General features: G+C 73.6%; 19 protein-coding genes and 1 pseudogene. 8 read left to right on the forward strand and 12 right to left on the reverse strand.

Translation table 11 applies throughout. The features are described 5' to 3' along the window. Window positions 1-92: 92 nt before the first annotated feature. Window positions 93-608: an acyl-CoA thioesterase gene (locus EFE23_RS19180; protein WP_123242323.1), complete on the reverse strand. Its 516-nt coding sequence runs from the start codon at window positions 606-608 to the stop codon at window positions 93-95. A gap of 23 nt (window positions 609-631) precedes the next feature. Here EFE23_RS19180 and EFE23_RS19185 point away from each other — a divergent pair, with 23 nt between their 5' ends. Beyond that, the gene (locus EFE23_RS19185) at window positions 632-1,285 is read left to right on the forward strand and encodes a hypothetical protein (protein WP_123242324.1); all 654 of its coding nucleotides are present in this window, start codon (window positions 632-634) and stop codon (window positions 1,283-1,285) included. Window positions 1,286-1,341: 56 nt separating this feature from the next. Here EFE23_RS19185 and EFE23_RS19190 read toward each other — a convergent pair whose 3' ends face one another. Further along, the gene (locus tag EFE23_RS19190; RefSeq protein ID WP_123242325.1) at window positions 1,342-2,505 is read right to left on the reverse strand and encodes an acyl-CoA dehydrogenase family protein; all 1,164 of its coding nucleotides are present in this window, start codon (window positions 2,503-2,505) and stop codon (window positions 1,342-1,344) included. 249 nt (window positions 2,506-2,754) lie between these two features. On the opposite strand from EFE23_RS19190, the gene EFE23_RS19195 reads away from it, so the two are divergent. Then, window positions 2,755-4,182 (forward strand): UDP-glucose dehydrogenase family protein, encoded by a 1,428-nt coding sequence (locus tag EFE23_RS19195; protein ID WP_123242326.1) that lies wholly within the window; start codon window positions 2,755-2,757, stop codon window positions 4,180-4,182. A 152-nt stretch (window positions 4,183-4,334) separates the two neighbouring features. Then, on the forward strand, window positions 4,335-9,242 hold the full coding sequence (locus tag EFE23_RS19200; RefSeq protein ID WP_123242327.1) for an SCO7613 C-terminal domain-containing membrane protein: 4,908 nt from the start codon (window positions 4,335-4,337) through the stop codon (window positions 9,240-9,242). Window positions 9,243-9,367: 125 nt separating this feature from the next. Here the strand turns inward: EFE23_RS19200 and purE are convergent, their stop codons facing one another. The 3 genes from purE to EFE23_RS19215 all read right to left on the reverse strand — a co-directional run bounded on the left by purE (window position 9,368) and on the right by EFE23_RS19215 (window position 11,613). After that, complete coding sequence (purE, locus tag EFE23_RS19205) at window positions 9,368-9,859, reverse strand: 5-(carboxyamino)imidazole ribonucleotide mutase (protein WP_123242328.1); 492 nt, start codon at window positions 9,857-9,859, stop codon at window positions 9,368-9,370. 40 nt (window positions 9,860-9,899) lie between these two features. Continuing rightward, window positions 9,900-11,072 carry a 5-(carboxyamino)imidazole ribonucleotide synthase gene (locus tag EFE23_RS19210; RefSeq protein ID WP_123242329.1) on the reverse strand — a complete coding sequence of 391 codons (1,173 nt, stop codon included), beginning with the start codon at window positions 11,070-11,072 and terminating at the stop codon, window positions 9,900-9,902. Window positions 11,073-11,139: 67 nt separating this feature from the next. Continuing rightward, entirely contained in the window at window positions 11,140-11,613 is a 474-nt protein-coding gene (locus EFE23_RS19215; protein ID WP_123242330.1) for a hypothetical protein, read from the reverse strand. Between the two features lie 104 nt (window positions 11,614-11,717). On the opposite strand from EFE23_RS19215, the gene EFE23_RS19220 reads away from it, so the two are divergent. Further along, on the forward strand, window positions 11,718-12,293 hold the full coding sequence (locus EFE23_RS19220; protein ID WP_123242331.1) for a PadR family transcriptional regulator: 576 nt from the start codon (window positions 11,718-11,720) through the stop codon (window positions 12,291-12,293). A gap of 12 nt (window positions 12,294-12,305) precedes the next feature. Beyond that, window positions 12,306-12,956 (forward strand): pyridoxine/pyridoxamine 5'-phosphate oxidase, encoded by a 651-nt coding sequence (locus EFE23_RS19225; RefSeq protein ID WP_123242332.1) that lies wholly within the window; start codon window positions 12,306-12,308, stop codon window positions 12,954-12,956. A gap of 4 nt (window positions 12,957-12,960) precedes the next feature. On the opposite strand, the gene EFE23_RS19230 is transcribed toward EFE23_RS19225, so the two are convergent. The 3 genes and pseudogenes from EFE23_RS19230 to EFE23_RS19240 all read right to left on the reverse strand — a co-directional run. After that, complete coding sequence (locus tag EFE23_RS19230; protein WP_123242333.1) at window positions 12,961-14,997, reverse strand: thioredoxin domain-containing protein; 2,037 nt, start codon at window positions 14,995-14,997, stop codon at window positions 12,961-12,963. A 202-nt stretch (window positions 14,998-15,199) separates the two neighbouring features. Continuing rightward, a complete protein-coding gene (locus tag EFE23_RS19235) occupies window positions 15,200-15,391 on the reverse strand; it encodes a DUF397 domain-containing protein (protein ID WP_123242334.1) in 192 nt (63 codons plus the stop codon). A 34-nt stretch (window positions 15,392-15,425) separates the two neighbouring features. Continuing rightward, window positions 15,426-15,707 (reverse strand): annotated as a pseudogene (locus EFE23_RS19240) (helix-turn-helix domain-containing protein); the annotation flags it as partial. A 556-nt stretch (window positions 15,708-16,263) separates the two neighbouring features. Between EFE23_RS19240 and EFE23_RS19245 the strand changes: the two are divergent. Continuing rightward, complete coding sequence (locus EFE23_RS19245) at window positions 16,264-16,536, forward strand: hypothetical protein (protein ID WP_123242335.1); 273 nt, start codon at window positions 16,264-16,266, stop codon at window positions 16,534-16,536. A gap of 260 nt (window positions 16,537-16,796) precedes the next feature. Here the strand turns inward: EFE23_RS19245 and EFE23_RS19250 are convergent, their stop codons facing one another. The 3 genes from EFE23_RS19250 to mca form a co-directional block, all read right to left on the reverse strand. Further along, window positions 16,797-19,286, reverse strand: coding sequence for a putative bifunctional diguanylate cyclase/phosphodiesterase (locus EFE23_RS19250; protein WP_204335541.1), 2,490 nt, complete (start codon window positions 19,284-19,286; stop codon window positions 16,797-16,799). A 222-nt stretch (window positions 19,287-19,508) separates the two neighbouring features. Then, entirely contained in the window at window positions 19,509-19,802 is a 294-nt protein-coding gene (locus EFE23_RS19255) for a hypothetical protein (RefSeq protein WP_123242337.1), read from the reverse strand. Between the two features lie 48 nt (window positions 19,803-19,850). After that, entirely contained in the window at window positions 19,851-20,732 is an 882-nt protein-coding gene (gene mca / locus EFE23_RS19260; protein WP_123242338.1) for a mycothiol conjugate amidase Mca, read from the reverse strand. 213 nt (window positions 20,733-20,945) lie between these two features. Between mca and EFE23_RS19265 the strand changes: the two genes are divergently transcribed. Further along, window positions 20,946-21,380, forward strand: coding sequence for a DUF4307 domain-containing protein (locus EFE23_RS19265; protein WP_123242339.1), 435 nt, complete (start codon window positions 20,946-20,948; stop codon window positions 21,378-21,380). Between the two features lie 130 nt (window positions 21,381-21,510). Then, window positions 21,511-22,011 (forward strand): transcription elongation factor GreA, encoded by a 501-nt coding sequence (greA, locus tag EFE23_RS19270; RefSeq protein WP_123242340.1) that lies wholly within the window; start codon window positions 21,511-21,513, stop codon window positions 22,009-22,011. A 135-nt stretch (window positions 22,012-22,146) separates the two neighbouring features. Here the strand turns inward: greA and ilvA are convergent, their stop codons facing one another. Beyond that, window positions 22,147-23,367 carry a threonine ammonia-lyase gene (ilvA, locus tag EFE23_RS19275; protein ID WP_123242341.1) on the reverse strand — a complete coding sequence of 407 codons (1,221 nt, stop codon included), beginning with the start codon at window positions 23,365-23,367 and terminating at the stop codon, window positions 22,147-22,149. Between the last annotated feature and the right edge of the window lie 75 nt (window positions 23,368-23,442).

Below are 23,442 nucleotides of genomic sequence, written 5' to 3' on the forward strand. Positions count from 1 at the left end.
GCGTCGATCATCACGACCCACGCCTCCCGCAGCCAGCAAGGCACCAACCAGCGTGTACCAGATCCAACCCGATCAAGACGCCCTCTTACACCTCAGCCGGCGCGGTGCGCCTGGATCGCCCGGCGGCGGGCCAGCCGGTGGGCGCGGCGGATCTCCGCCTCCCGGTAGCGCCGCTCGTCCTCTGCCGTCTCCGGCAGCACCGGGCGCACCGGGCGGGGCGAGCCGCCGACGTCCACCCCGACGAAGACCAGGTACGCGGTGGCCACCCGGATCGGCTCGTCCTCGGCCGAGTCCCAGCGCTCGGCGACCACCTTCACGCCCACCTCCATCGAGGTGTGCCCGGTCCAGTTGACCTGGGCGTGCGCGTGCACCAGGTCACCCACCCGGACCGGCTCCGAGAAGACGATCTCGTCGATCGAGGCGGTGACCGCGGTGCCCCCGCTGTGCCGGGCGGCGGCCGCCCCGGCCACGTCGTCGACGAACTTCATCAGTACCCCACCGTGCACGGTCCCGTACAGATTGACATCGACAGCGGTCATGATGCGACTCAGCGTGACCCGCGAGTACGAGGTCGGCTTGCCCTGCGGGGCGGAGGGGTGCTCTGTCATGTCGAAAACGGTACGGTGCGCGGATGCGACATCTCTGGAGCTTCCTCGCCGGGTTGGTGGTGGCGCCCGTCACCTGGGTGCTCGTCACTCTCGGTCAGGATGGATCTGGACGCACCATCCACCGCTGGGTGGAACTCGGTACGTACAGCACGCCCAACCTGATCGAGCCAGCCGTCTATCTGGGCGTCGCCGGCATCCTGCTCGGCCTGCTCGCCACGCTGCGCTTCTCGCCGCTCGGCCCACTGGTGGCCGGGCTGCTGCTGGCCGTCCCGTACCTCGGGATGTTCGTCGCGCCGTTCGCCGTCCGTGACCGGGTTCCCGAGGGCTGGAAGATGCTCGGCGACCCGCTGCCGCTGCGCCAGCCGTTGGAGAACGGCACGCTGTTCCTGATCGGCGTGCTGCTGCTGATGGCCGTGTTCAGCGCGCAGCGCTGGCGGCAGTGGCCCGGGCAGCCGGCCGAGGCGGAGCTGACCCCGGTCGACACGCCGGTCGCGCCCGCCCAGTCGTTCGGCGACTGGCCGACGAGCGACGCGACGAAGGACACCGCCCCGCCCAGCCTCGGGTATCCCGACCTCACCCCCACCGAACCCCTGCCCCGCCGCACCGGCGGCGAGTCGCCGTGGTCCGCGCCCCCGCGCTCGGCCGGCCGACCGGAGGGCACCACCGAGACCCGTTGAACGCCGCGGGCGGGCCGGTCACCCGGCCCGCCCGCCCGATCGTCGGTTCCTCCCGATCAGCCCTTGAGCAGCTGGCGCGCCATGACGATGCGCTGCACCTGGTTGGTGCCCTCGTAGATCTGGGTGATCTTGGCGTCCCGCATCATCCGCTCGACCGGGTAGTCGCGGGTGTAGCCGTACCCGCCCAGGAGCTGCACCGCGTCGGTGGTGATCTCCATGGCGGCGTCGGAGGCGAAGCACTTCGCGGCGGCGCCGAAGTAGGTCAGGTCCGCGTCCCCCCGCTCGGACTTGCCGGCGGCGGCGTAGGTGAGCTGGCGGGCCGCCTCCAGCTTCATGCCCATGTCGGCGAGCATGAACTGGATGCCCTGGAAGTCCGCGACCGGCTTGCCGAACTGCTTGCGCTCCTTGATGTACCCCTTGGCGTAGTCCAGCGCGCCCTGGGCGATGCCGATCGCCTGGGCGGCGATGGTCACCCGGGTGTGGTCCAGGGTGCGCATGGCGGTGGCGAAGCCGGTGCCCTCGGCGCCGATCATGCGGTCCGCCGGGATGCGCACGTTGTCGAAGTAGACCTCGCGGGTGGGCGAGCCCTTGATGCCGAGCTTCTTCTCCGGGGCGCCGAAGCTGACCCCGGCGTCGGACTTCTCCACCACGAAGGCCGAGATACCCCTGGACCGGGCTGTGGGATCGGTCACAGCGAAGACGGTGTAGTACTCCGAGACACCGGCGTTGGTGATCCACCGCTTCACGCCGTTGAGCACCCAGTGGTCCCCGTCGCGGACGGCCTTGGTGGTCATCGAGGCGGCGTCGCTGCCCGCCTCCGGCTCCGAGAGGCAGTACGAGAACATGGCGTCCCCGGCGGCCACCGGGGTCAGGTACTTCCGCTTCAGCTCCTCGGAGCCGGCCAGCAGCAGCGGCATGGTGCCGAGCTTGTTCACGGCCGGGATCAGGGAGGACGAGGCGCAGGCCCGGGCCACCTCCTCGATCACGATCGCGGTGGCCAGGGCGTCCGCGCCCGCGCCGCCGAACTCGACCGGAATGTGCGGGGCGTGGAAATCCGCGGCCCGCAGCGCGTCGTACGACGCCTTCGGGAACTCACCGGTCTCATCCGCCTCGGCCGCGTGCGGAGCCACCTTGGCCGCACAGACCTCACGGACCGCCTCCCGGATCGCCTCGTGCTCCTCGGGCAACCGGTAGACGTCGAACGACTGTTCTGCGGCCATGTCGGCCCCTCCCCTTCACGGCTAAGATGCGCAGTCTGTGGCGCCCGGAGGCCGCCGACTGCCGCAGACTGAAGGATAGCTACCAGGGTTCTGCCGGACCTTACCGGCGGGTAGTCTCGCGCCTCAGCGGCGTCGACACGGCACAACTACCCTCACACCTAGACGACAAAGGTCCCCTCGGTGCCCGGCCATGGCGCCCAGCCGATTGCGACGCAACGAAGCGCCGCCAGTGCGAGCGGAGAGACAGGCGTGACGATCCCCTACCCGAACACGCAGCCGGTGCCGGCCATCGCGGCGGTGACCCCGCCCTCCGGCGCGGCCCGGCCCCGCGTCACCTTCCTCGGCACCGGCTACCTCGGCGCGACGTACGCCATCTGCTACGCCGAACTGGGCTACGAGGTGCTCGGCTACGACGTCGACGCGGACAAGATCGCCAAGCTGAACGCGGGCGAGGTGCCGATCCACGAGCCCGGCCTGGACGAACTGCTGCGGCGTAACCTGACCGCCGGCCGGCTGCGGTTCAGCACCGACATCCAGGAGACCGCCGACTTCGGCGACGTGCACTTCATCTGCGTCGGCACCCCGCAGCGGGCCGACGGCATGGGCGCGGACCTGTCGTACGTCGAGGCGTCGGTGACCAGCCTGGCCCAGCACCTGACCCGCAAGGCGCTGATCGTCGGCAAGTCCACCGTCCCGGTGGGCACCGCCGAGTGGGTGGAACAGCTCGTCGGCAAGCACACCCCGACCGACCTGGGCGTCGAGGTGGCGTGGAGCCCCGAGTTCCTCCAGGAGGGCTTCGCCGTCGACGACGTGCTCCGCCCGAACCGGATCGTGGTCGGGGTCAAGAGCGAGTGGGCCAACGGCATGCTCTACGCCGCCCACAAGGGCGTCTTCGACCTGGCCGCCACCGAGGACCGCGAAGTGCCCCTGGTGGTCACCGACTTCGCCACCGCCGAACTGGTCAAGGTCGCCGCCAACGCCTTCCTGGCCACCAAGATCTCCTTCATCAACGCGATGGCCGAGGTCTGCGAGGCCGCCGGCGGCGACGTCACCCAGCTCGCCCGCTCGATCGGCTACGACCCCCGCATCGGCAACCGCTTCCTGCAGGCCGGCCTCGGCTTCGGCGGCGCCTGCCTGCCCAAGGACATCCGGGCGTTCCAGGCCCGCGCCCAGGAGCTCGGCGCCGGTGAGGCGCTGCGCTTCCTGCACGAGGTCGACCTGATCAACCTGCGCCGCCGCACCCGGGTGCTCCAGCTCGCCGCCGACCTGCTCGGCCGCCGCTCCGGCCCCGCCGGACCGGACCTCTCCGGCACCCGGATCGCCGTGCTCGGCGCCACCTTCAAACCCAACACCGACGACGTCCGCGACGCCCCCGCCCTCGCCGTCGCCGCGCTGCTCGACAAGGCCGGCGCCGAGGTGCACGTCTTCGACCCGCAGGGCATGGAGAACGCCCGCCGGGCGGTGCCCGAGCTGACGTACGAGGCGAGCATGACCGACGCCGTCCGCGACGCCGACCTGGTCTGCGTCCTGACCGAGTGGGCCGAGTTCCGCAACGCCGACCCGGTCGCGCTCGGCGAGCTGGTCAACGGCCGCAAGGTGGTCGACGGCCGCAACTGCCTGGACTCCACACTGTGGACCCAGGCCGGCTGGGAGTACCGCGGCCTGGGCCGCCCCTGACCTGCTGACGCTCCCGACGGCCGTGGCGATCCGCCACGGCCGTCCCTTTTGCTCGCCAGGAATCCGCCGGCAATTGTCGAAATCCGCGCCCGCGCAAGGCATGCTGCGACAGTGGAGGTCCGTACCACGGGCCGGCCGGACGGAGGAATGTCGTGCAGACCTTCAGGTGCGCCTCGTGCGGACGGGAGATCAAGCCGGCCGTGATCTGCCCGCACTGCGGAGCGCAGCAGCCGCAGTGGACCGAGCACCTGGCGGAGATCGAACGCTCGATCGCCGAGATGAAGGCGCGCGACGCCGAGATCGCCCGCGAGCAGCGGCAGATCGCCGCCAAGATGCAGGCCGCCCTCTTCCAGCGGGACATCCTCGCGCACGCCGGTGAGGAACGGACCAAGCGGACCACCCGACCCCGCCGGGTGCTGCGCCGCCGGCCGGGCCGGCGACCACCCACGGCCGCCACCGGCGCGCCGCCCCGGGTGCCCCGGCAGGGCACACCGCCGCCCGGCCCGGACGACCTCCCGCCGCCGTCGCGTACCCGGCCGCAGTGGCTCGACGTGGACGACCCGGAGCACCCGCCGGAGGCGTCCTCCCGCGAGGTGCAGAACATCCCGCTCGGCCTCGGCGCGCTGCTGCTCGGCGTCGCGGCGGTGGTCTTCGCCGCGGTCGCCACCAGCTCGATGGACGCGCTGGCCCGGCTCGGCGTGCTGCTGGTGGCGACGGTGCTGATGCTGCTCGGGCCGCCGGTGCTGGCCCGCCGCGGACTCACCTCGACCGCCGAGACGATCGCCGCGGTGGGGTTGCTCCTGCTGCCGCTGGCCGGGTACGCGCTGTGGGCCGTGGACCGGATCGGCGGCGCGGCCTCCGGGTCGGCCTTCGCCGGGTCGATCTTCCTGGTGACCACCGTGGTCTCCGTCGGGTACGCGTACCTGACCGGGCTGCGCGCGCCACGCTTCGCCACCGTCCTGGCCGCCCAACCGGTGCTACCGCTGCTGACGTACGAGCGGATCACCGGGCCGGCCGGCTGGGCGCTGGTGTTGACCGTGGTGGCCGTCGTCGACCTCGCGCTGGCCCGTTCGGCGGTGGTCGTCGAGCGACCGGTCCGCCGGGACCTGCCCACCCCGCCGGCCGCGCCCGCCCCGCCCCGGCAACGCGCCGCCGACGAGCGACCCGAGGCGGCCCCGGAGGAGTCCGCCGAGGTGCTCGGCGCGGAGCCGATCGGTGGTGAACCGGCCGTTCCCCCGGCCCGTCCGGTGCCCTGGCTGCGCGAGCTGACCTGGTCGCTGCACGGCCTCGCGGTCGCCGTCGCCCTGGCGTACGCCGTCACCGCCCTGCTGCGCGCCGAGACGGTGCCCGCGGCGACCGGGGCGGGCACGGCGCTGCTGCTCGCCGCGCTGGTGGGACTGGCCGGGACGCTGGTGCTGCGCCGGCCTCCGCTGCCCGACGTGGGCGCCGGCATCGTCACCCTCGCGGTGATCGGCGCCCTCGGCCGGGTCGCCTCGGTCGCCTTTCCCGGCCGGTCGCTGCTGCTCATCGCCGCCGTCATCGCGTTGACCGGGTTCGCCGTCCGGGCCGTACCGGAAGGCGCCCGGCGTGGCCCGCAGCTCGCCTCGGCGGTGGCGCTGACGGTCAGCGGCCTGGTGGTGGCCGGCGGCGCGCTGCGCGCCGGGCTGGCCCCGGTCCGCGCGTCGCTGCCCGCCTGGTCGGCGGAGCTGAGCCGGTGGCCCGGCGAACTCGCGGCGGCCGTCGGGCCGACCGGTTGGCAGCTCGCCGCGAGCGCCCTGCTGCTCACCATCGCCGCGGTGATCGCCCTGCCGCCGGACATCCGACGCGAGTTCGCGGTGGTCGGGGCGGCCCTGACCGCGCTCGCCGTGCCGGCCTCGCTGGGGCTGGGCTGGGCCGCCGCCTGCTGGCCGATGCTGCTGACCGCGGTCGGCATCGGCGTGCTGGGACTCACCGCCGGCACCCGGCGGGCGGCCGTGGTGCACGCCGTCACCGCAGCCGGCCTGGGCCTGCTCGGCGCCGGGGCCGCGCTCGCCCGGCCCGCGCTCAGCGCCGCCGCGCTGACCCTGCTGTTCCTGGCCGGCGCGCTGGTCTCCCTGGCGCCCCGGGTGCGGATCGCCGCCGCCGCGGCCGACACGCTGTCCGGCTGGGCGGCCGGCGGAGCGGCGTTCGCGCTGCCGGGAGCGGTGGCCGCGTTCGTCGCCGCCACCGAGCCGGCCGCGCCGGTCCGCACCCCGGCGAACCTCCGCGAGGTCACCGTCCCCATCCTCGCCGCGAGCTTCCTCGGCGTCTGCGTCACCCTCGGCCACGCCGCCGTCGTCCAGGTCGCGCAGCGCCGCCTCAGCGCGCCGCACGCGGTCGGCACGGTGCTCGGCGCGGTGGGGGTCGCCGCGGCCGCGTTCGGGGCGCCCGGGGCCACCGCCGCCGACGCCTGGGTGGGCGGCCTGCTGCTGCTCGCCGCCGCGCTGCTGGCGTTGGCCCCCAGGATCGACGCCGGCCGCCGCTCCGACCTGTCGCTGGACGGTTCCGACCTGGCCCTGGCCGCCACCACCACGGCGCTGATCGCCACCCTGGTCCGGATCGCCGCCGTACTCACGCCGGGCGGCCAGCTCGTGGTCGCGGCCGCCCTGGTGCTGGTGGTCGCCGGCGCGGCCCGGGCGATGCCCGAGGAGTGGCGGCGCGGCCCGATCCTCGGCATCGCCCTCGCGGGCACGCTGGTCGGTCTGATCGCCGGCTGGAGCGCGTTGCGCGGCGGGTTCGGCGTGCTGGCCACCCCGGGCCCGATCTGGGCCGGTGACCTGAGCGGTTGGCCGGCCGCGCCGGTCGGCGGGGCGACCTGGCAGGCCCCGGTCGCGCTGGCCCTGCTGGCGGTGGCCGCCGGCATCCTGCTGCCGCCGCCCTGGAGGTACGACGTCGCCGGGGTGGCCGCCGTGCTGGCCACCATCGGCGCTCCGGCCGCCTTCGGCCTGCCCTGGTGGTCGCCGGTGCTGGTGGGCGCCATGGTCGCCACCGTCTTCGGCACCGCGGCGGTGGCGGCGGTGGATCCGCGCGCCGCGCTGTCCCGGGCCACCGTGGCCGGGGTCGTCGCCCTGCACGCCGCCGGGGCCGGGCTGGTCCGCCCGTGGACCACCGCGCTGGCCCTGGGCAGCATCGCGCTGATCGGGGTGGTGGTGGCGGCCCTGGCCCGGACGCTCGCCCCGTCGATCGTCGAGGACGTGCGTACCGAGGGGATGCCGACGCACCTCGTGCAGGTGGGCGGTGCCGCGACGGGCGCCGCCCTGCTCGCGCTGCCCGGTGCGGTGGCCGCCCTGGCCGCCGAGTTCGGCCGGTCACCGCAGGTGGTGCTGACCGCCGCGCTGGCCGCCTCCAGCATCGGGCTGGCCGCGGTGGCGGCGGCCCGCCGGCAGGTTCCCCAGTACCTGCCGTACGCGAGCGTGGCCGTGGTCGGCGGCGGCACGATCAGCGCGATCGCCGCCGTGCTCACCCACCTGCCCTCCGGGGTGTACGCCGCCGCGGCGGCGCTGCTCGGCGTGCTCGCGGAACTGATCCGGGCGGCCACCACCCCGCCGGTCGGCTCGGCCCGGCCGGTACGCCGCTGGTCGGTGCTCCTGGACGGGGCGCTGCGCCGGTGGCCCGACGACGGCTCGGAGCTGCGCTGGCGGGTCAACCCGGCGGCCGGTGCCCTCGCGGCGGCGGTGTTGCCGGTCGCGCTCGCCCTGGTGACCCTCGCGCCGCCGCTGCTGGCCGCCCTGGCGGAGCCGATGCGGGTGCTGTCCCGGGTCTGGCAGGGTCCGCCGCCGGAACTGCGTACCCCGCCCCCCGAGGCGGTGGACCCCACCCACGTGCTCACCGCGCTGCTGCTCACCGTCACGGCGGCGCTCGCCGCCACCGGGTTCAGCGGCGGCCGGCGCTCCCGGGCCGTGCCGGTGGTGCTGCCGGGCGCGGCCGTCACCCTGCTGATCACGCCGGTCGCGCTGGGCCACGGCTGGCCCGCGAGCGCCCTGGCCGGGTTGGCGGTCTTCACGCTGGCCATGCTCGGGCTGGCGCTCACCCCGCCGCCGCCGCTGGTCGAACCGGCCCGCTCGATCCGGGTCACCCGGGTGCTGGTCTTCGCGATCGGGCTGGCCGCCGGGGGCGCCGGTCTGGCCGGCAGCCTCGCCACCCGGCAGCTGACCCTCTTCACGCTCGGCGGGGCGGTGGGCGTCGGCGTGGTCGCCGCGCTCTTCGGCACCACCCAGCGGGCCCGCATCCTGGGCTGGCTCTTCGCCTCGCTGATGGCCGAACTGTTCGTGCTCACCCTCGGACTGGTGGCCGGCCTCGCCGCGGTCTGGTCGGCGTTCGGGGTGCTGGCGGTCGGGGCGGCGCTCCAGGTCTTCGCCGCCACCCTGCCCAGACTGCGTCGTCCCGAGGCGTACCGGGAGTCGGCGACCGTGGAGTGGAGCGGCTACGCGGCCGCGCTCATCGCGCTGGCCCTGGCGTACGACTCGCCGCGGCACATCGCCGCGCTGCTGGCCGCATGGGGCGCCGTGCTCGGGGTGGCGGCCAGCCGGCCGGGCCGCCGGCCGGTGGAGCGGCGGATCCTGTTCTGGTCGGTGGTGGCCTGCGAGATCAGCGCCTGGTGGATCCTGATGCGGGTGGCCGACGTGGCGCTGCCCGAGGCGTACACCCTGCCGTTCGCCACGCTCGCCCTGCTGGTGGGGGTGCTGGAGCTGCGCCACCGTCCCGACCTGTCGAGCTGGGTGGCGTACGGCCCGGCACTGGTCGCCGCGTTCCTGCCCACGCTGGCGATCGTGGTGGCCACCGACTCCAGCATGCTGCGGCAGGTCCTGCTGCTGCTCGGCGCGGTGGCGGTGTTGATCTTCGGCTCGATGACCCGGCAGCAGGCGCCGGTGATCGTGGGTGCCACGGTCACCGCGGTCGCGGCGGTGCACGCGCTGTTCGCGCTCGGCCCGTGGCTGGTGCTGATCCCGGTCGGCTTCGTCCTGCTGGTGCTCGGGGCGAGCAACGAGCGCCGCCGCCGCGCCCAGGAACGCCTGCAGACCGCCCTGCGCGGGATGCGATGAAACCGGAGGGGTGGGCATTCGCCCACGGAGGGGTGGGCATTCGCCGCCGTGGGCGGGCAGAGGGGGCCGGGTCCGTGGGCCGGCTGGGCGGGGCGAGTCGATCAAGCCTCGCCCGGGCGGGGCGGTCAGGACAGGGAGGCGCGGAGGGCGGCGTCCTTCTCGGCGACCAGGTCCTCGAGGCTCGCCTGGTAGTCGGCCATCCGCTTGAGCAGGACCGGGTCGCCGGCGGCCAGGATGCGGACCGCGAGGAGCCCGGCGTTGCGCGCGTTGCCGATGGAGACCGTGGCCACCGGCACGCCCGCCGGCATCTGCACGATGGACAGCAGCGAGTCCATCCCGTCCAGGTACTTCAACGGGACCGGCACGCCGATCACCGGCAGCGGGGTGACCGAGGCGACCATGCCGGGCAGGTGGGCCGCGCCGCCCGCCCCGGCGATGATCACCTTGATGCCCCGGCCGGCGGCGTCGCGGCCGTACTCGATCATCTTGACCGGGGTGCGGTGCGCGGAGACCACCCCGACCTCGTAGGGCACCTCGAACTCGTCCAGGGCCTCGGCGGCGGCCTTCATGGTCGGCCAGTCCGAGTCGCTGCCCATGATCAGCCCGACGGTGCTCATTCCGGTCTTCCCTTCGTTCGCGACCGCGGGGCTCGCAAGCTCACTCCTCGCACTCACTGTGTCCCTCGCGCAGCCAGCGGGCGGCTCGCGCGGCCCGGGCCCGTACGTCGTCCAGGTCGTCGCCGAGCACCGTGACGTGCCCGATCTTGCGGCCCGGTCGCACCTGCTTGCCGTACAGGTGGACCTTGGCCCCGGGCTCGGCGGCGAACAGGTGGTGCAGTCGCTCGTCGATGGACATCCCGCCCGGCTCGCCACCGAGCACGTTCGCCATCACCACGACCGGCGCGGTGAGCGAGGTGTCTCCCATCGGGTAGTCCAGCACCGCCCGCAGGTGCTGCTCGAACTGCGAGGTCCGGGCCCCCTCGATGGTCCAGTGCCCCGAGTTGTGCGGCCGCATGGCCAGCTCGTTGACCACCAGCCCGCCGGGCGTCTCGAACAGCTCCACGGCCAGCAGGCCGACCACGCCGAGCGCGGTGGCCAGGTCGATGGCGAGCTGCTGGGCGGCGACCGCCAGTTCCTCCGGCAGGCCGGGCGCGGGGGCGAGCACCTCGACGCAGATCCCGTCCCGCTGCACCGTCTCCACCACGGGGTACGCGGCGACCTGCCCGAACGGCGAGCGGGCCACCTGCACGGCCAGCTCGCGGCGGAGCGCGACCCGCTCCTCGACGATCAACGGGGTGCCCCCGGCGAGCAGGGTCGTGGCCAGCTCCTCGGCCTGGACGGCGTCGTCCACCAGCCAGACACCCCGGCCGTCGTAGCCGCCCCGGGCCGCCTTGAGCACCACCGGCCAGCCGACCTCGGCGCCGAAGGCGACCAGGTCCGCGGGCTGCTCCACCGGCTGCCAGGCGGGGTTCGGCGCGCCCAGCTCGGCGAGCCGCTCGCGCATCACCCGCTTGTCCTGGGCGTGCAGCAGCGCGTCGGCCGGCGGGTAGAGCGTCACCCCCTCGTCGGCGAGGGTGCGGATGTGCCCGCTGGGCACGTGCTCGTGGTCGAAGGTGACCACGTCGCAGCCCTTGGCGAAGGTGCGCAGGGCGGCGAGGTCGGTGTGGTCGCCGTACTGGACGTCGGCCGCGACCAGCGCGGCGCCGTCGTCCGGGGCGAGCGCCAGCACGCGCAGCGACTGGCCGAGGGCGATGGCGGCCTGGTGGGTCATCCGGGCCAGTTGGCCACCGCCCACCATGCCGACGACAGGCAGTCCGGTACGGGAATCCATAGCGCCGCCAGCCTATCCGGGCGGCCGGCAGCACCGGCCGCGAGGTCCACGAAGCGGGCGGCCGATGTCAGGCGGGATGGACCGCGACGCGGCGCGGACGGCGGGCCACCTCCTGGGCGGTACGCCGGGCGATCAGCGCGGAGCCGATCGCGGTGGGCGCGAGCCAGGCGATCAGGTTGCCGTCGGTCATCTGCACGGCGAAGCCGGTGACGAAGGCGATCACGGTGCTGCCCATCAGGTTGAGGTGCCAGATCCGCCACCCGCGGGCACCGAGGCTTCGGGGGCGGCGGCGGGCGATCCAGAGGCCGCCGATCAGCCAACCCAGGGTGAGTGCGCCGAGCACGGCGAGGCCCCACAACCGCGCCGGTTCGAGGGCGAACAGGCCGAGCGCGCTGAGGCTCAGGCCGAGGGCCGATGCGGCGTAGGCCCAGCCCAGCCGGGTGTGGCGGCCTCGCCGCTTCGGAGCGAGCAGCACGGGCAGCGCGAGCAGCAGGCCGCTGATGCCGCTGAGGGCGTGAATGACGACCAGAACGCTCCGCATGACGATCTCCCCGTTCTTCGACCTCCCACAATGGGATGTCGGTAAGGCCAGCATGGGACCTGACACAATGGGATGTCAAGCGACATCGAAAAGGAGCGCCGCCCATGCCGGACCGGCCGTTGAACGCCACCGCCGCATCCCTGCTCGGCTTCCTGCACGAGGGCCCGATGACCGGCTGGGACCTGGTCGAGTACGCCCAGCAGCGGATCGGGGCGTTCTGGTCGCTGACCCAGAGCCAGGTCTACCGCGAGTTGACCGCGATGGCCTCCGCTGGACTGGTCCGGGCCGGCGAACGCGGGCGGCGCGACAGGCAGCCGTACGAGATCACCGAGGCCGGGCGCGCCGCGTTCGCCGAGTGGGCCGCGAAGCCGCCGGCGGCGGAGACGATCCGGTTCCCCCTGCTGTTGACCGTGCTCTTCGGGCGGCACCTGCCACCGGAACGGCTGGCGGACTACCTGGCCGGACACCGGACCGCCCACGCCGCCCGGCTGGCTGAGTACGAGCAGGTGGCCGCCGCGCTGCCGGGGGAGGCGGACGAGATCGACCCGTACTCCGTGGCGACGCTGCGCTTCGGGCTGGCCTACGAGCGAGCGGTGCTGCAGTGGTTCGACGCCCTGCCCGGGCCGCTGCGGCCGGGAGCCCCGGGGACCGGCGGGGCCCGACCACCGGCCGAAGCTTGACATGATCAGGCCATGACCACCCGCGACCTGCTGCGAGGGCTTCCCGTGCTCGCGCACGAGATGCCCCCGTTCGATCCCGCCGACGCGCCCGACGCGCCGGTCCCGCTCTTCGCCTGCTGGCTGGCCGCAGCGATCGACGCCGGCGTGGACGAGCCGCACGCGATGACCGTCTCGACCGTCGACGCCGACGGCGCGCCGGACGCGCGGGTGCTCATCCTCAAGGACCTGGACGACGAGGGCTGGCACTTCGCCACCACGGCGACCAGCGCCAAGGGGCGGCAGCTCGCCGGCAACCCGCGGATCGCGCTGAGCTTCCACTGGCGGGAGCAGGGCCGACAGGTCCGGGTACGGGGCACCGCCCGGACCGCCGACCCGGAGGTCTCCCGCCAGGACTTCCTGGCCCGCCCGGAGGGCTCCCGGATCGCCACCCTGCCCGGCCGGCAGAGCGCCGTGCTGACCGACCGCGCCGAGCTGGACCGGGAACTGGCCGAGGTGCGGACCCGGCTGGCCGCCGACCCCGGGCTGGTCGCCGAGGCGCACCAGGTCTACTCGGTCACCCCCGCGACCGTCGAGTTCTGGCAGGCCGACCGGGAACGCCGGCACGTCCGGCTGCGCTACCGCCGCGCCGGCGACGGCTGGGCGCGGGAGCTGCTCTGGCCCTGACCGCTCAGCCGAGCTGGGCGACCAGGTCGTCGACCGAGGTCACCGGCCGCTGGCAGACGAAACCCCGGCAGACGTACGCGGCGGGCCGGCCGTCGACCAGCGGCCGGTCGGCCAGCAGCGGCACGCCCGGCTGGTCGCTGCGGCCGGCCACCACCACGGCGCCGGGCGGGGCGTGCCGGTGCGCGGCCGCGACGAGGGGGTCGCCCACCGGGTCGTCGGTCACCACCGCGATCTCGTACGGCCCGGAGAGCAGCGCCTCGCCGACGGTGGCCGCGTATCCGGTGAACCGGGCGTGCCGGCCGACGATCGGCGCCACCGTCGACAGCGCGGCCTCGGCCGCCTCCCGGTAACGGGTCTCCCCGCTCAGCGCCGCGTACGCGACCAGCGCCGCGACGATCGCCGACCGGCCCGACGGGGTGGCGTTGTCGGTGGGGTCGGCGGGCCGGGTGACCAGACGCTCAGCGTCGTCGGCGGTGTCGTAGAAGCCGCCGTCCGGGGCGGCGAACCGGGCCAGCGCCACGTCGAGCAACCGCCCCGCCAGGGTCAGCCAGCGCCCCTCGCCGGTGAGCTGGTGCAGGGCGCAGAACGCCTCGGCCACGCAGCCGTAGTCCTCCAGCACCCCGGCCGGCTCACCGACCGTTCTGTCCCGGGAGACCCGGCGCAGCCGCCCGTCCACCAGGTGCACGGCCGCCAGGTGTTCGGCGGCGTCCCGCATCGCGCCGTCGGCCACGATGGTGACGCCCTCCATGAGGTTGGCGTCCTCCTCGTCGGGGTCCGCGTAGAGCGCGGCGACCTGCTGGAACTCGGCGATCGCGGTGATCGCCAGCCCGTTCCAGGCGGCCACCACCTTGTCGTCCCGGGCCGGCTGGGGGCGGGTGTCCCGGGCGGCGAGCAGCCGGCCGACCACCTCCCGCCAGCGGGCCCGGACCGCCGGGTCGGCGTCGTCGACGTCCCGGGCCAGCTTCAGCACGCTGGTGCCGTGCTCAAACGTCCCGGCCTCGGTCACCCCGAACAGGTCGGCGGCGAAGCGGCCGTCCTGTTCGCCCAGTACCTCGACGAGCTGGGCCGGGGTCCAGACGTAGGTGAGGCCCTCGACCCCCGCGGTGTCGGCGTCCAGCGCGGAGGCGAAGCCCTCGCCGGGCCGGTGCAGCTCGTCGGCGAGGAACCGGGCGGTGTCCCGGGCCACCCGCCGGGCCAGCCGGTCCCCGGTGAGCCGCCAGAGCTGGGTGTAGACCCGCAACAGCAGCGCGTTGTCGTAGAGCATCTTCTCGAAGTGCGGCACGGTCCAGTGACCGTCCACCGAGTACCGGGCGAAGCCGCCGGCGAGCTGGTCGTGCAGGCCACCCCGGGCCATCGCCTCGCAGGTGTGCCGGACGATCTCCAGGCTCCGCGCCGAGCCGGTGCGCTGGTGGTGCCGGAGCAGGAAGAGCAGGTTCATGTGCGGCGGGAACTTGGGCGCCCCGCCGAAGCCGCCGTTCGTCTCGTCGTACTCCTGGCCGAGCTGCGCCGCGGCGGCGTCGAGCAGGTCGGCGGTGAGCGGGGCGGTGAGGCCGCCGACGGCCTGGGCGCCGCCGATCGCCTCGACCACGGCGGCGCCCTGTTGCCGCACCGCCTCCCGCTGGTCCCGCCAGGCGGTGGCGACCGAGCCGAGCAGGCGGATGAAGTTCGGCCGGGGGAAGTAGGTGCCGCAGAAGAACGGGGTGCCGTCCGGGGTGGCGAACACGGTCATCGGCCACCCGCCCTGCCCGGTCATCGCCTGGGTGGCGGTCATGTAGACGGCGTCCACGTCCGGGCGTTCCTCCCGGTCCACCTTGACGCAGACGAAGTCGTCGTTCATGAGCTGGGCGACGCCCTCGTTCTCGAACGACTCGTGGGCCATCACGTGGCACCAGTGGCAGGCGGCGTAGCCGACCGAGATGAGGACGGGCACGTCGCGCCGTTTCGCCTCGGCGAACGCCTCGTCGCACCAGGGCCACCAGTCGACCGGGTTGTCGGCGTGCTGGAGCAGGTACGGCGAGGTGGCCTCGGCAAGTCGGTTCACCCGACGACCATATCCAGCCCCGGCGGCAGGTCTCGAAAGTTGGCTCGTTGAAGACGCATGAGGCTTATCAGTTGGCTACGGAGTGGCCACCGACGACGGACCACCCAGACAGGGCCTCTGGTGGGTCTGTAGACGCGAGAAACCCCGATCTGCCGGTGAGGGTAGGTCGGGTTTCTCTGGAGTCGTGGAGTGGTGGAGCGGGTTACTTGGCCGCCCTGGCGAACGTCACGAACGCGGACCACTCTTCCGGGGTGAAGGTGAGCGCCGGCCCCTGGGGGTCTTTACTGTCTCGGACGGCAACGACACCGGGGAGGTTGTCCGCAACCTCAACACAGTTGCCCTGGGCTCCGCTCCGGGTGGACTTGCGCCACGCCGCGCCGGTCAGATCAATCATGGCGCCTCTCCTTGATTCCCTGCATTAGCTTCCGGATGACTTCACCGTAGGCGTGATACCAGCCCTTACTCTTCGATTCCTTGGCGAGACTGACGAGAACTTCCGTCATGTCCGGTGGCGCACCGTAGAGCCGACACATCTGGTCTACGTCCAGCGTCCGAACGGGGGTCTGTCCCGACTCAATGCGGTACATCTTGGCGCGCGACCACTCAAGATCCGAAGCAGCAGCCTCCAAGCCGATACCGGCCTGCTCTCGGGCCTGCCGCAACAGCCGACCAAGCTCACGCCTCGGCACCGTCGATCCCACCTCGGTCATCGACACCATCCTCCCTGTCTCATCCTGACGCGTCACCCGACTTGCCGTGAGACAGCTCTTGCATCATCACCCGCAAAGCGAGTCTCTGCGTGAACGTCTCGTGTGGAGTGTTGCATAGCGCATCGACGGCCCCGGATCGTGGCAGCTAGAGACGGTGACCGGCCGATCACGGGAGGTTAGAGACGTGCCCCGGTGGAAGTGGTTCCAACGCAAGACCGAATCCGTGGACGTGGTACAGCAGCCCATCTACGGGAACCAGGGAGGTGCCTACGGGTCGCAACCCGACCTCAATCCAGAGTGGAACACCCCTACCCGGGTCATCCCCCGAGACCGGCCCCTACTGACCCGGGCCGCCGAATGGCGAGCCAGTCACGCCGTGAGGGACGACCGTGCTTGAGAGGCGAGGAACCGAACCGCCGTTCGCGGTGATCATGGCCGGTTACGTGGTGGACCTGCATCACCGGGGACCGTGCTCCCGGTGCCAGGAAGACGGGAGTTGCCCCCGGCTGCAAAGGGCTGGCGAGACCCTCCGAGCTTGGCGAGACAGGAAAGGCCAATGATCAACTCGGGGGACTTGTTCCACGTAGCCCGAGCGGCCAGCGTCCAATTCGTTCGACCAATCATGTTCCGGGTTATCCGGGTGCTCGACTGGCCGACCTATGACGGATGGGCTTGGCTGGACGGCTACGAGTTGAATTCGGCCGGAGACGCGGCAATCCGACGGTCAATCTTTGTGCAGCCGGCAGGGCTGCGAAAGCTGGCACCCGAGGCACACCAACAGTCGGCGCAACGGAAGCCGATGACGCGGATTCCCGTAAGAGTCCTATGACCGGTGTTCGGCTGCGGCGCTGGCGGCTGCCCACTGCTGCCCACGGCCGACGGCGCGCGGCCAAGGCCGCGTCCAGGAGGGGTTACACGAATGGGATGGCGCGATAAGGTGGCTCGGTAAGCCCCGGGTCCGCCTCTGCTTTGCATGCCGCCCGGGGCACGGCTTTTCCGGGCAGGCCTGCCCCGCCCCGACGCCCGCCGAAAATAACGGAAAGCCGCCCAGTCCCGTAAGCACTAGGAACTTGCCGCCCCTCGACGGCCTCAGGACGCGCCGTCGGCGCGGAGCGGCAAGACGTTGCCCTGGGCGCCGTCGCGCAGCGACCCCAGCACCGCGCCGATCTTGTCCGCCGGCATCGGCTTGAAGAAGTGGTAGCCCTGCGCGGAAGTGCAGCCCAGTTCGGCCAGGGCGGTCCGCTGCTCGGCCGTCTCCACGCCCTCGGCGACCACGCGCAGCCCCAACTCGTGGGCGAGGCCCACGGTGGTCCGCACGATCGCCGCCGCCTCCGGGGAGTCGGCCATCCGGATGACGAAGGAGCGGTCGACCTTCAGCTCGTCGACGGCGATCCGGGTCAGGAAGGTCAGCGACGAGAAGCCGGTGCCGAAGTCGTCGACCGCCAGCTGCACCCCCATCGACCGCAGGGTGGCCAGCACCTCGTCGATGACCTCCAGCTCGCTCATCACCACCGTCTCGGTGATCTCCAGGACCAGCCGGTGCGGCGGGACCTGGTGCCGGCGCAGCGCGTCGCCGATCTCCCCGGGCAGTCGCGGGTCGAGCAGGCTGCGCGCCGAGAGGTTCACCGAGATCGGCACGTCGAGCCCGTCGCGGGCCCACCCGGCGGCCACCGCGAGCGCCTTGTCCAGCACGTACCGGGTGAAGCTGGCGAGCTGCTCGCTGTTCTCCACCGGGCGGATGAAATCGGCCGGGCCGAGCCAGCCACGCCGCGGGTGCCGCCAGCGGATCAGCGCCTCCACGCCGGTCGGCGCGCCGGTCGCCAGGTCCACCGCCGGCTGCAACGCCAGCACCAGCTGGTCGTCGGCCTCCAGGGCCTCGCGCAGCTCGGCCAGCAGCGCCAGGTGGTCGGTGCTCGCCGCGTCCCGGGAGCTGTCGTACGCGGCGACGCTGCCGCCGCCCTCCTTCGCCTGGTACATCGCGATGTCGGCCCGGCGCAGCAGCTCGGTCATGTCCGCGGTGCCCGCGGCCGCGACCACCACCCCGACGGCCACCTCGACGGACATCCGCACCCCGGCCACCTCGGTCGGCGCGGCCAGCCGCTCGGCGATCTCCCGGGCCTGGCGCAGCGCGTACGTGACCGGGGCCGCACGGTCGTCGACCACCGGGACCGCGGTCAGCAGCACGGCGAACTCGTCGCCGCCGAGCCGGCCGAGCAGGTCGCCGGGGCGGCCCAGGGCGGCCAGCCGGTTCGCGGTCAGCCGCAGCAGCTGGTCCCCGGCGGCGTGCCCGAGGGTGTCGTTGACCTCTTTGAACTGGTTCACGTCGAGCAGCAGCAGCGCGACCGGATGGTCGTGGGCGAGCTGCCGCAACGCCTGGTCGCCCTTGGTGAGCATGGCCGCCCGGTTGAGCAGGCCGGTGAGCTGGTCGTGCACCGCCTCGTACGAGGAGCGGGCGGTGACCAACCGCAGCTCACGGTGGGTGGCCGCGTCGTGCAGGGCGGCGGCCAGCGCGTCGCCGAACGCGGCCACGCCGTCCCGTTCCCGGACGGTGGGCGGCGCCGAGCGGGGGAAATGAACGCGCAGCCGGCCCACCTCCACGCTCCCCACCGACAGCGGCCGCACCAGCTCGTGGTCCCCCGTCTCGGCCGGCGCGGGGGGCGCGACCTCACGGTCGCGTACCTGACCACCGGTGTCCGCGCGGTAGCGCCGCCACCGGCCGTCGCCCCGGGCGACGTCCACCTCGACCAGCTCGGCGCCGAAGAGCGAGAGCGCCCCGGTCACCGCGGCGGTCGCCACCCCCCGCTCGTCGAGCTGGTTGAGCGCGGCCGTGGCCTCGGCGAACGCCCGCCAGGTGCGGCGCTCCTGGTCGGCCCGGAGCCGGTGCCGATAGGTCTGCTGGAGCAGCCAGAGCGGCGGCGGCAGGAGCAGCACCCAGCGCGGATCCAGCTCGAGCAGGGCGACCACCACCAGGCCGACCGCCACGTTGCCGACGAACATGAGCAGCTTGCCGCGGAGCGCGGCGAGCAGCGGTGGGCCGATCGGGATGCCGTGCCGCAGCGCGAGCGTCGCGCCGCCCAGCCACGCGGTGGTGAGCAGGTAGGTGACCGAGCCGGCGATCAGCGCGACGGCCAGCTCCGGGGTCGGCGCGGCGAGCATCGGCCGGCCGAGCGCGCTCGCCACCGCGGCGGCGAGGGCGGTGGCGGCGGTCAGCGAACCGGCGATCCGGACCAGCTCCAGCGCCGGGCGGCGGTCGACGCACACGGACATCCCGGTCCAGGCGGCCCCGGCGCCGAGCAGGGCGGCGGCCGGCAGCCAACCGGCCGGCGCGAGATAGAGGCAGACGATGAGGGCGGCCTCGCCCCAGGTGATGCTGACCATGCCGGCGGCGGTGCGGAACCGCAGGCGGGCCAGCTGGGCGACGGCGAACGCGGCGACCGCGAGGCCGAACCGGGCCGGCCCGGGCAGCGGGTCGCCGGCCGGGAGGGACGCCGGGACGGTGAGACCGAGCACCGCGGCACCCGCCGCGGTGGCCGCCACCGCGGCGGTGAGCAGGAGGACACTGACCGGCGTGCCGCGCAGGCCGAGCCGGTCGGGGGGTTGACCGTCCCTGCCGGAGGTCACGGACCCATCCCGTCGAGAGGCGGCCCGAGGGCACGGTGGGTGGCCACTGCTGCCAAGGACATCGGCGCCCCCCTCCCGCGCACGGCTCAGGGACTTTCGGTCCCCCCGGCGGAAGGCTAAGCCAAAGCCGGTGGTCGCAACAGGGGGCGACGACCGGCTTCGGCGTGATTCATGCGCCGACTACCCGTTCCGGCGCTGCTGGGAGCCGTTGGGAGACTCCGCGGGTGATTCCTGCGAGACGGTCCCGTCTGTCGGATCGGCGACTGCCGCGTCGGCCCGATCGTGGTCGGCCGGGCCGGCCTGCGGCGGGAACCGGTCGGGCAGCCGGCGCAGCCGGGCGTTCATGTTGCGGATCAGCAGGACGGTGACGGTGGCCAGCGCGACGATGAGGAAAAGGCCCATCGGGCCGGCCAGACCACCCGTACGGGTGTCACCGAAGTTGTTCTCCGCGAGCACCTGGGCGGTGGTCAGCATGGTGTTCCTCCGATGTGCGGCTGCCCCTCAGCGTAGCCCGCCGCCGGATCAGCGGGCATGGGCCGTCTCGCGGACCCCGGCGAAGAGGTCGGACTCGGGCAGCGGGCTGTCGACCAGCGAGCGGGCGAGCTGGAAGTCCTCGGTCGGCCAGGCGCGCTGCTGCAGGTCCATCGGCACCTGGAACCAGAAGCCGTCCGGGTCGATCTGGGTGGCGTGGGCGCGCAGCGCGTCGTCGCGGACCGGGAAGTAGTCGGCGCACTCCACCCGGGTGGTGATCCGGCCGCCCTTGTCCGGCCGGTCCTCCCAGCGCTTCATCCAGTCGCCGTACGGGGACTCCAGGCCGGCGGCGAGCATCCCCTCGTGCAGGGCCATGATCTTGGCGCGGGAGAAGCCGATGTCGTAGTAGAGCTTGAGCGGCTGCCAGGGCTCGCCCAGCTCCGGGTGCCGCTCCGGGTCGCCGGCGGCCTCGAAGGCGGCCACGGTCACCTTGTGGGTCATGATGTGGTCGGGGTGCGGGTAGCCGCCCTCCTCGTCGTACGTGGTGACGACGTGCGGACGGAACTGGCGCATCAGCCGCACCAGCGGGGCGGCGGCCGTCTCGACGTCCTGCAGGGCGAAGCAGCCCTCGGGCAGGGGCGGCAGCGGGTCGCCCTCGGGCAGCCCGGAGTCGACGAAGCCGAGCCAGGCCTGCTCGATGCCGAGGATCGCCCGGGCCGCGTCCATCTCGGCACGGCGGATGTCGGCGATGTTGGCCCACACGTCCGGACGGTCCATCTTGGGGTTGAGCACGCTCCCCCGCTCGCCACCCGTACAGGTGACGACCAGGACGTCGACCCCCTCGGCGACATATTTCGCCGTGGTCGCGGCGCCCTTGCTCGACTCGTCGTCGGGATGGGCGTGCACCGCCATGAGACGCAGCTGCTCTGCCACCTTCGGCGCTCCTCGTCTGTGCCGGCCAGGCCGGGCCCGTCCGGGCCGACCCGGCTGACCTGCCGGAATCTCCCCCCGCGCCCGCCGAGACCCCCGCGGTGGCTGGCCGGCGGCTCCGCCGACCCGCCATCCTTGGCTCAGCGCCGGGCTGGGAAGATGGACTCTGCCATTCTTGCCGATGCCGCCGACAACAACGCCAGGAGATACCCGCCGGTGAGCGAGACGCACGCCACAGTCACCCCGGGCGCGCCGGTCTTCCCGCCCGGGCGGTACGGCCGCCGCCGCCAGCCCGGCCGCCGCCGGCCGCTCCTGCTCGCCCTGGTGGTGGCCGTTCTGCTGGCCGTCCTCGGGCTGGTCGCCGCCAAGCTCTACCAGCAGTACGGCGACCCGGAGTACCGGGCCGAGGTGATCACCTACACCGGGATCACCGACACCCGGGTGGTGGTCGACTTCCGGGTCACCGTGCCCCCCGGTGGCTCGGCGACCTGCCTGCTGCGGGCCCGCTCGCACGACGGCGCCGAGGTCGGTCACGTCGAGGCCACCGTGACCGCCCGGCCCGGCCAGCGGCACGTCACCGCCCGGCAGGAGGTGCCGACCAACGCCCGCCCGTTCATCGGCGAGGTGTTGCGCTGCCGGCCCGCCGGCTGACCCCGACCGACCCCGCACCCCCGGTCGCGTCACCGGCACCGGGGGTGTTCGGCGGCACCCTGACGTGCCCGGCACTGGTAACTTGGTGGTTCACCTGTCAGCCAGTCCGCACCAACCGAGGAGACCGCCTGTGTCCACCAATGACAACAAGGCGCCCGCCACCTGGCTGTCCCAGGACGCGTACGACCGCCTGCAGGCCGAGCTCGACGAGCTGATCGCCAACCGGCCGGTCATCGCCGCCGAGATCAACGCCCGGCGCGAGGAGGGCGACCTGCGGGAGAACGGGGGCTACCACGCCGCCCGCGAGGAGCAGGGCAAGGCCGAGGGGCGCATCCTCTACCTGAAGGAGCTGCTCCGCACGGCCAAGGTCGGCGAGGCCCCCGCCGCCGACGCGGTGTCGCCGGGCATGGTCGTGACGATCTACTTCGACGACGACGCCGACGACACGGAGACCTTCCTGCTCGGCTCCCGGGAGATCGCCTCCACCACCGACCTGACGGTCTACAGCCCCGAGTCCGCGCTCGGCAAGGCGATCCTGGGCGGCAAGGCCGGCCAGACCTGCACCTACACGGCACCCAGCGGCGCGGACATCAAGGTGACCGTCGTCAAGTTCGAGCCGTACTCCGGCTGACGCCCTCCGGACCCGCGCCGGACGGCTCGGGTCCGACCCGACCGAGGCTGACAGGCTCCCTCGGACCCGAGCCACACCGCGACCGCCCCGGCCCACCGGCCGGGGCGGTCGCGTCGTCCGGGGCCGGGACGCGGATCAGGACTCGGCGGCGAACACCACCTGGTAGCCACTGGCCCGCAGGGCGCTGATCAGCGTGTCCGAGTGCTCCACGCCGCGGGTCTCCACCGAGAGCGCCACCTCCACCTCGCCCAGGCGCAGGTGCGGATTGGCCCGCTGGTGCTCCACGTCCACGACGTTGGCCCGGTGCTCGGCGATCTCGCTGAGCAGCGAGGCGAGCTGACCCGGCCGGTCCGTGCAGCGCACCGTCACGCGCAGGTAGCGGCCGGCCGCCGCCAGGCCGTGCTCGATCACCCGGAGCATGAGCAGCGGGTCGATGTTGCCGCCGGAGAGCACCGCCACCACCGGCGCCTGCACCTCCACCGCCCCGGCCAGCAGCGCCGCCACCCCGACCGCCCCGGCCGGCTCCACCACCTGCTTGCCTCGTTCCAGCAGCATCAGCAGCGCCCGGGAGATGTCCTCCTCGGAGACGGTGACGATCTCGTCGACCAGCTTGCGGACGTGGGTGAAGGTCAGATCGCCGGGCCGGCCGACCGCGATGCCGTCGGCGATCGTCGAGAACGACGGCAGGCGTACCGGCTCGCCGGCCTTGAGCGAGAGCGGGAAGGCGGCGGCCGTGGCCGCCTGCACCCCGATCACCCGTACGTCGGGGCGGAGCGCCTTGGCCACGACCGCCATCCCGGAGATCAGACCGCCGCCGCCCACGCCGGTGACGATGGTCTTCACGTCCGGGCACTGCTCGAGGATCTCCAGCGCCACGGTGCCCTGCCCGGCGATCACGTCCGGGTGGTCGAACGGGTGGATGAACACCGCCCCGGTCCGCTCGGCGAAGGTCTGCGCCGCGACCAGCGACTCGTCCACCGTGTTGCCGACCAGCTCGACCGTGGCGCCGTACCCCTTGGTGGCGGCGACCTTCGGCAGCGGCGCGTTGACCGGCATGAAGACCGTGGCGTGGGTGCCGACCAGGCCGGCGGCGAGCGCGACCCCCTGGGCGTGGTTGCCGGCGCTCGCCGCGACCACGCCGCGTTCCCGTTCCTCCGCCGAGAGCCGGGAGATCCGCACGTACGCCCCGCGCACCTTGTACGACCCGGCACGTTGCACGTTCTCGCACTTCAGCCACGCCGGGCCGCCCAGCGCGGCGCTGAGCGGCCGGGACGGCTCCAGCGGGGTGGTACGGGTGACGCCGGCGAGCAGCTCCCGCGCGGCCGCAACGTCGGCGAGGCCGACCAGTTCAGTCATGCCCCGATCGTGCCACCCGATCCCGGCGGAACCTGCGGCGACGCCACCGTCGGATCGGTGACCACCTGCGGCGAT

Source organism: Micromonospora solifontis, assembly GCF_003725545.1.
In the GTDB taxonomy this organism is placed as follows: domain Bacteria; phylum Actinomycetota; class Actinomycetes; order Mycobacteriales; family Micromonosporaceae; genus Micromonospora; species Micromonospora solifontis.

Coding starts and splice junctions, on each gene's coding strand:
- EFE23_RS19180 (WP_123242323.1), bottom strand. CDS start 608: ATGACAGAGCACCCCTCCGCCCCGCAGGGCAAGCCGACCTCGTACTCG.
- EFE23_RS19235 (WP_123242334.1), bottom strand. CDS start 15,391: ATGATTGATCTGACCGGCGCGGCGTGGCGCAAGTCCACCCGGAGCGGA.
- purE (WP_123242328.1), bottom strand. CDS start 9,859: ATGAGCACCGTCGGGCTGATCATGGGCAGCGACTCGGACTGGCCGACC.
- ilvA (WP_123242341.1), bottom strand. CDS start 23,367: ATGACTGAACTGGTCGGCCTCGCCGACGTTGCGGCCGCGCGGGAGCTG.
- EFE23_RS19245 (WP_123242335.1), top strand. CDS start 16,264: ATGATCAACTCGGGGGACTTGTTCCACGTAGCCCGAGCGGCCAGCGTC.
- EFE23_RS19255 (WP_123242337.1), bottom strand. CDS start 19,802: ATGCTGACCACCGCCCAGGTGCTCGCGGAGAACAACTTCGGTGACACC.
- EFE23_RS19220 (WP_123242331.1), top strand. CDS start 11,718: ATGCCGGACCGGCCGTTGAACGCCACCGCCGCATCCCTGCTCGGCTTC.
- EFE23_RS19190 (WP_123242325.1), bottom strand. CDS start 2,505: ATGGCCGCAGAACAGTCGTTCGACGTCTACCGGTTGCCCGAGGAGCAC.
- EFE23_RS19215 (WP_123242330.1), bottom strand. CDS start 11,613: ATGCGGAGCGTTCTGGTCGTCATTCACGCCCTCAGCGGCATCAGCGGC.
- EFE23_RS19185 (WP_123242324.1), top strand. CDS start 632: ATGCGACATCTCTGGAGCTTCCTCGCCGGGTTGGTGGTGGCGCCCGTC.
- EFE23_RS19210 (WP_123242329.1), bottom strand. CDS start 11,072: ATGGATTCCCGTACCGGACTGCCTGTCGTCGGCATGGTGGGCGGTGGC.
- EFE23_RS19225 (WP_123242332.1), top strand. CDS start 12,306: ATGACCACCCGCGACCTGCTGCGAGGGCTTCCCGTGCTCGCGCACGAG.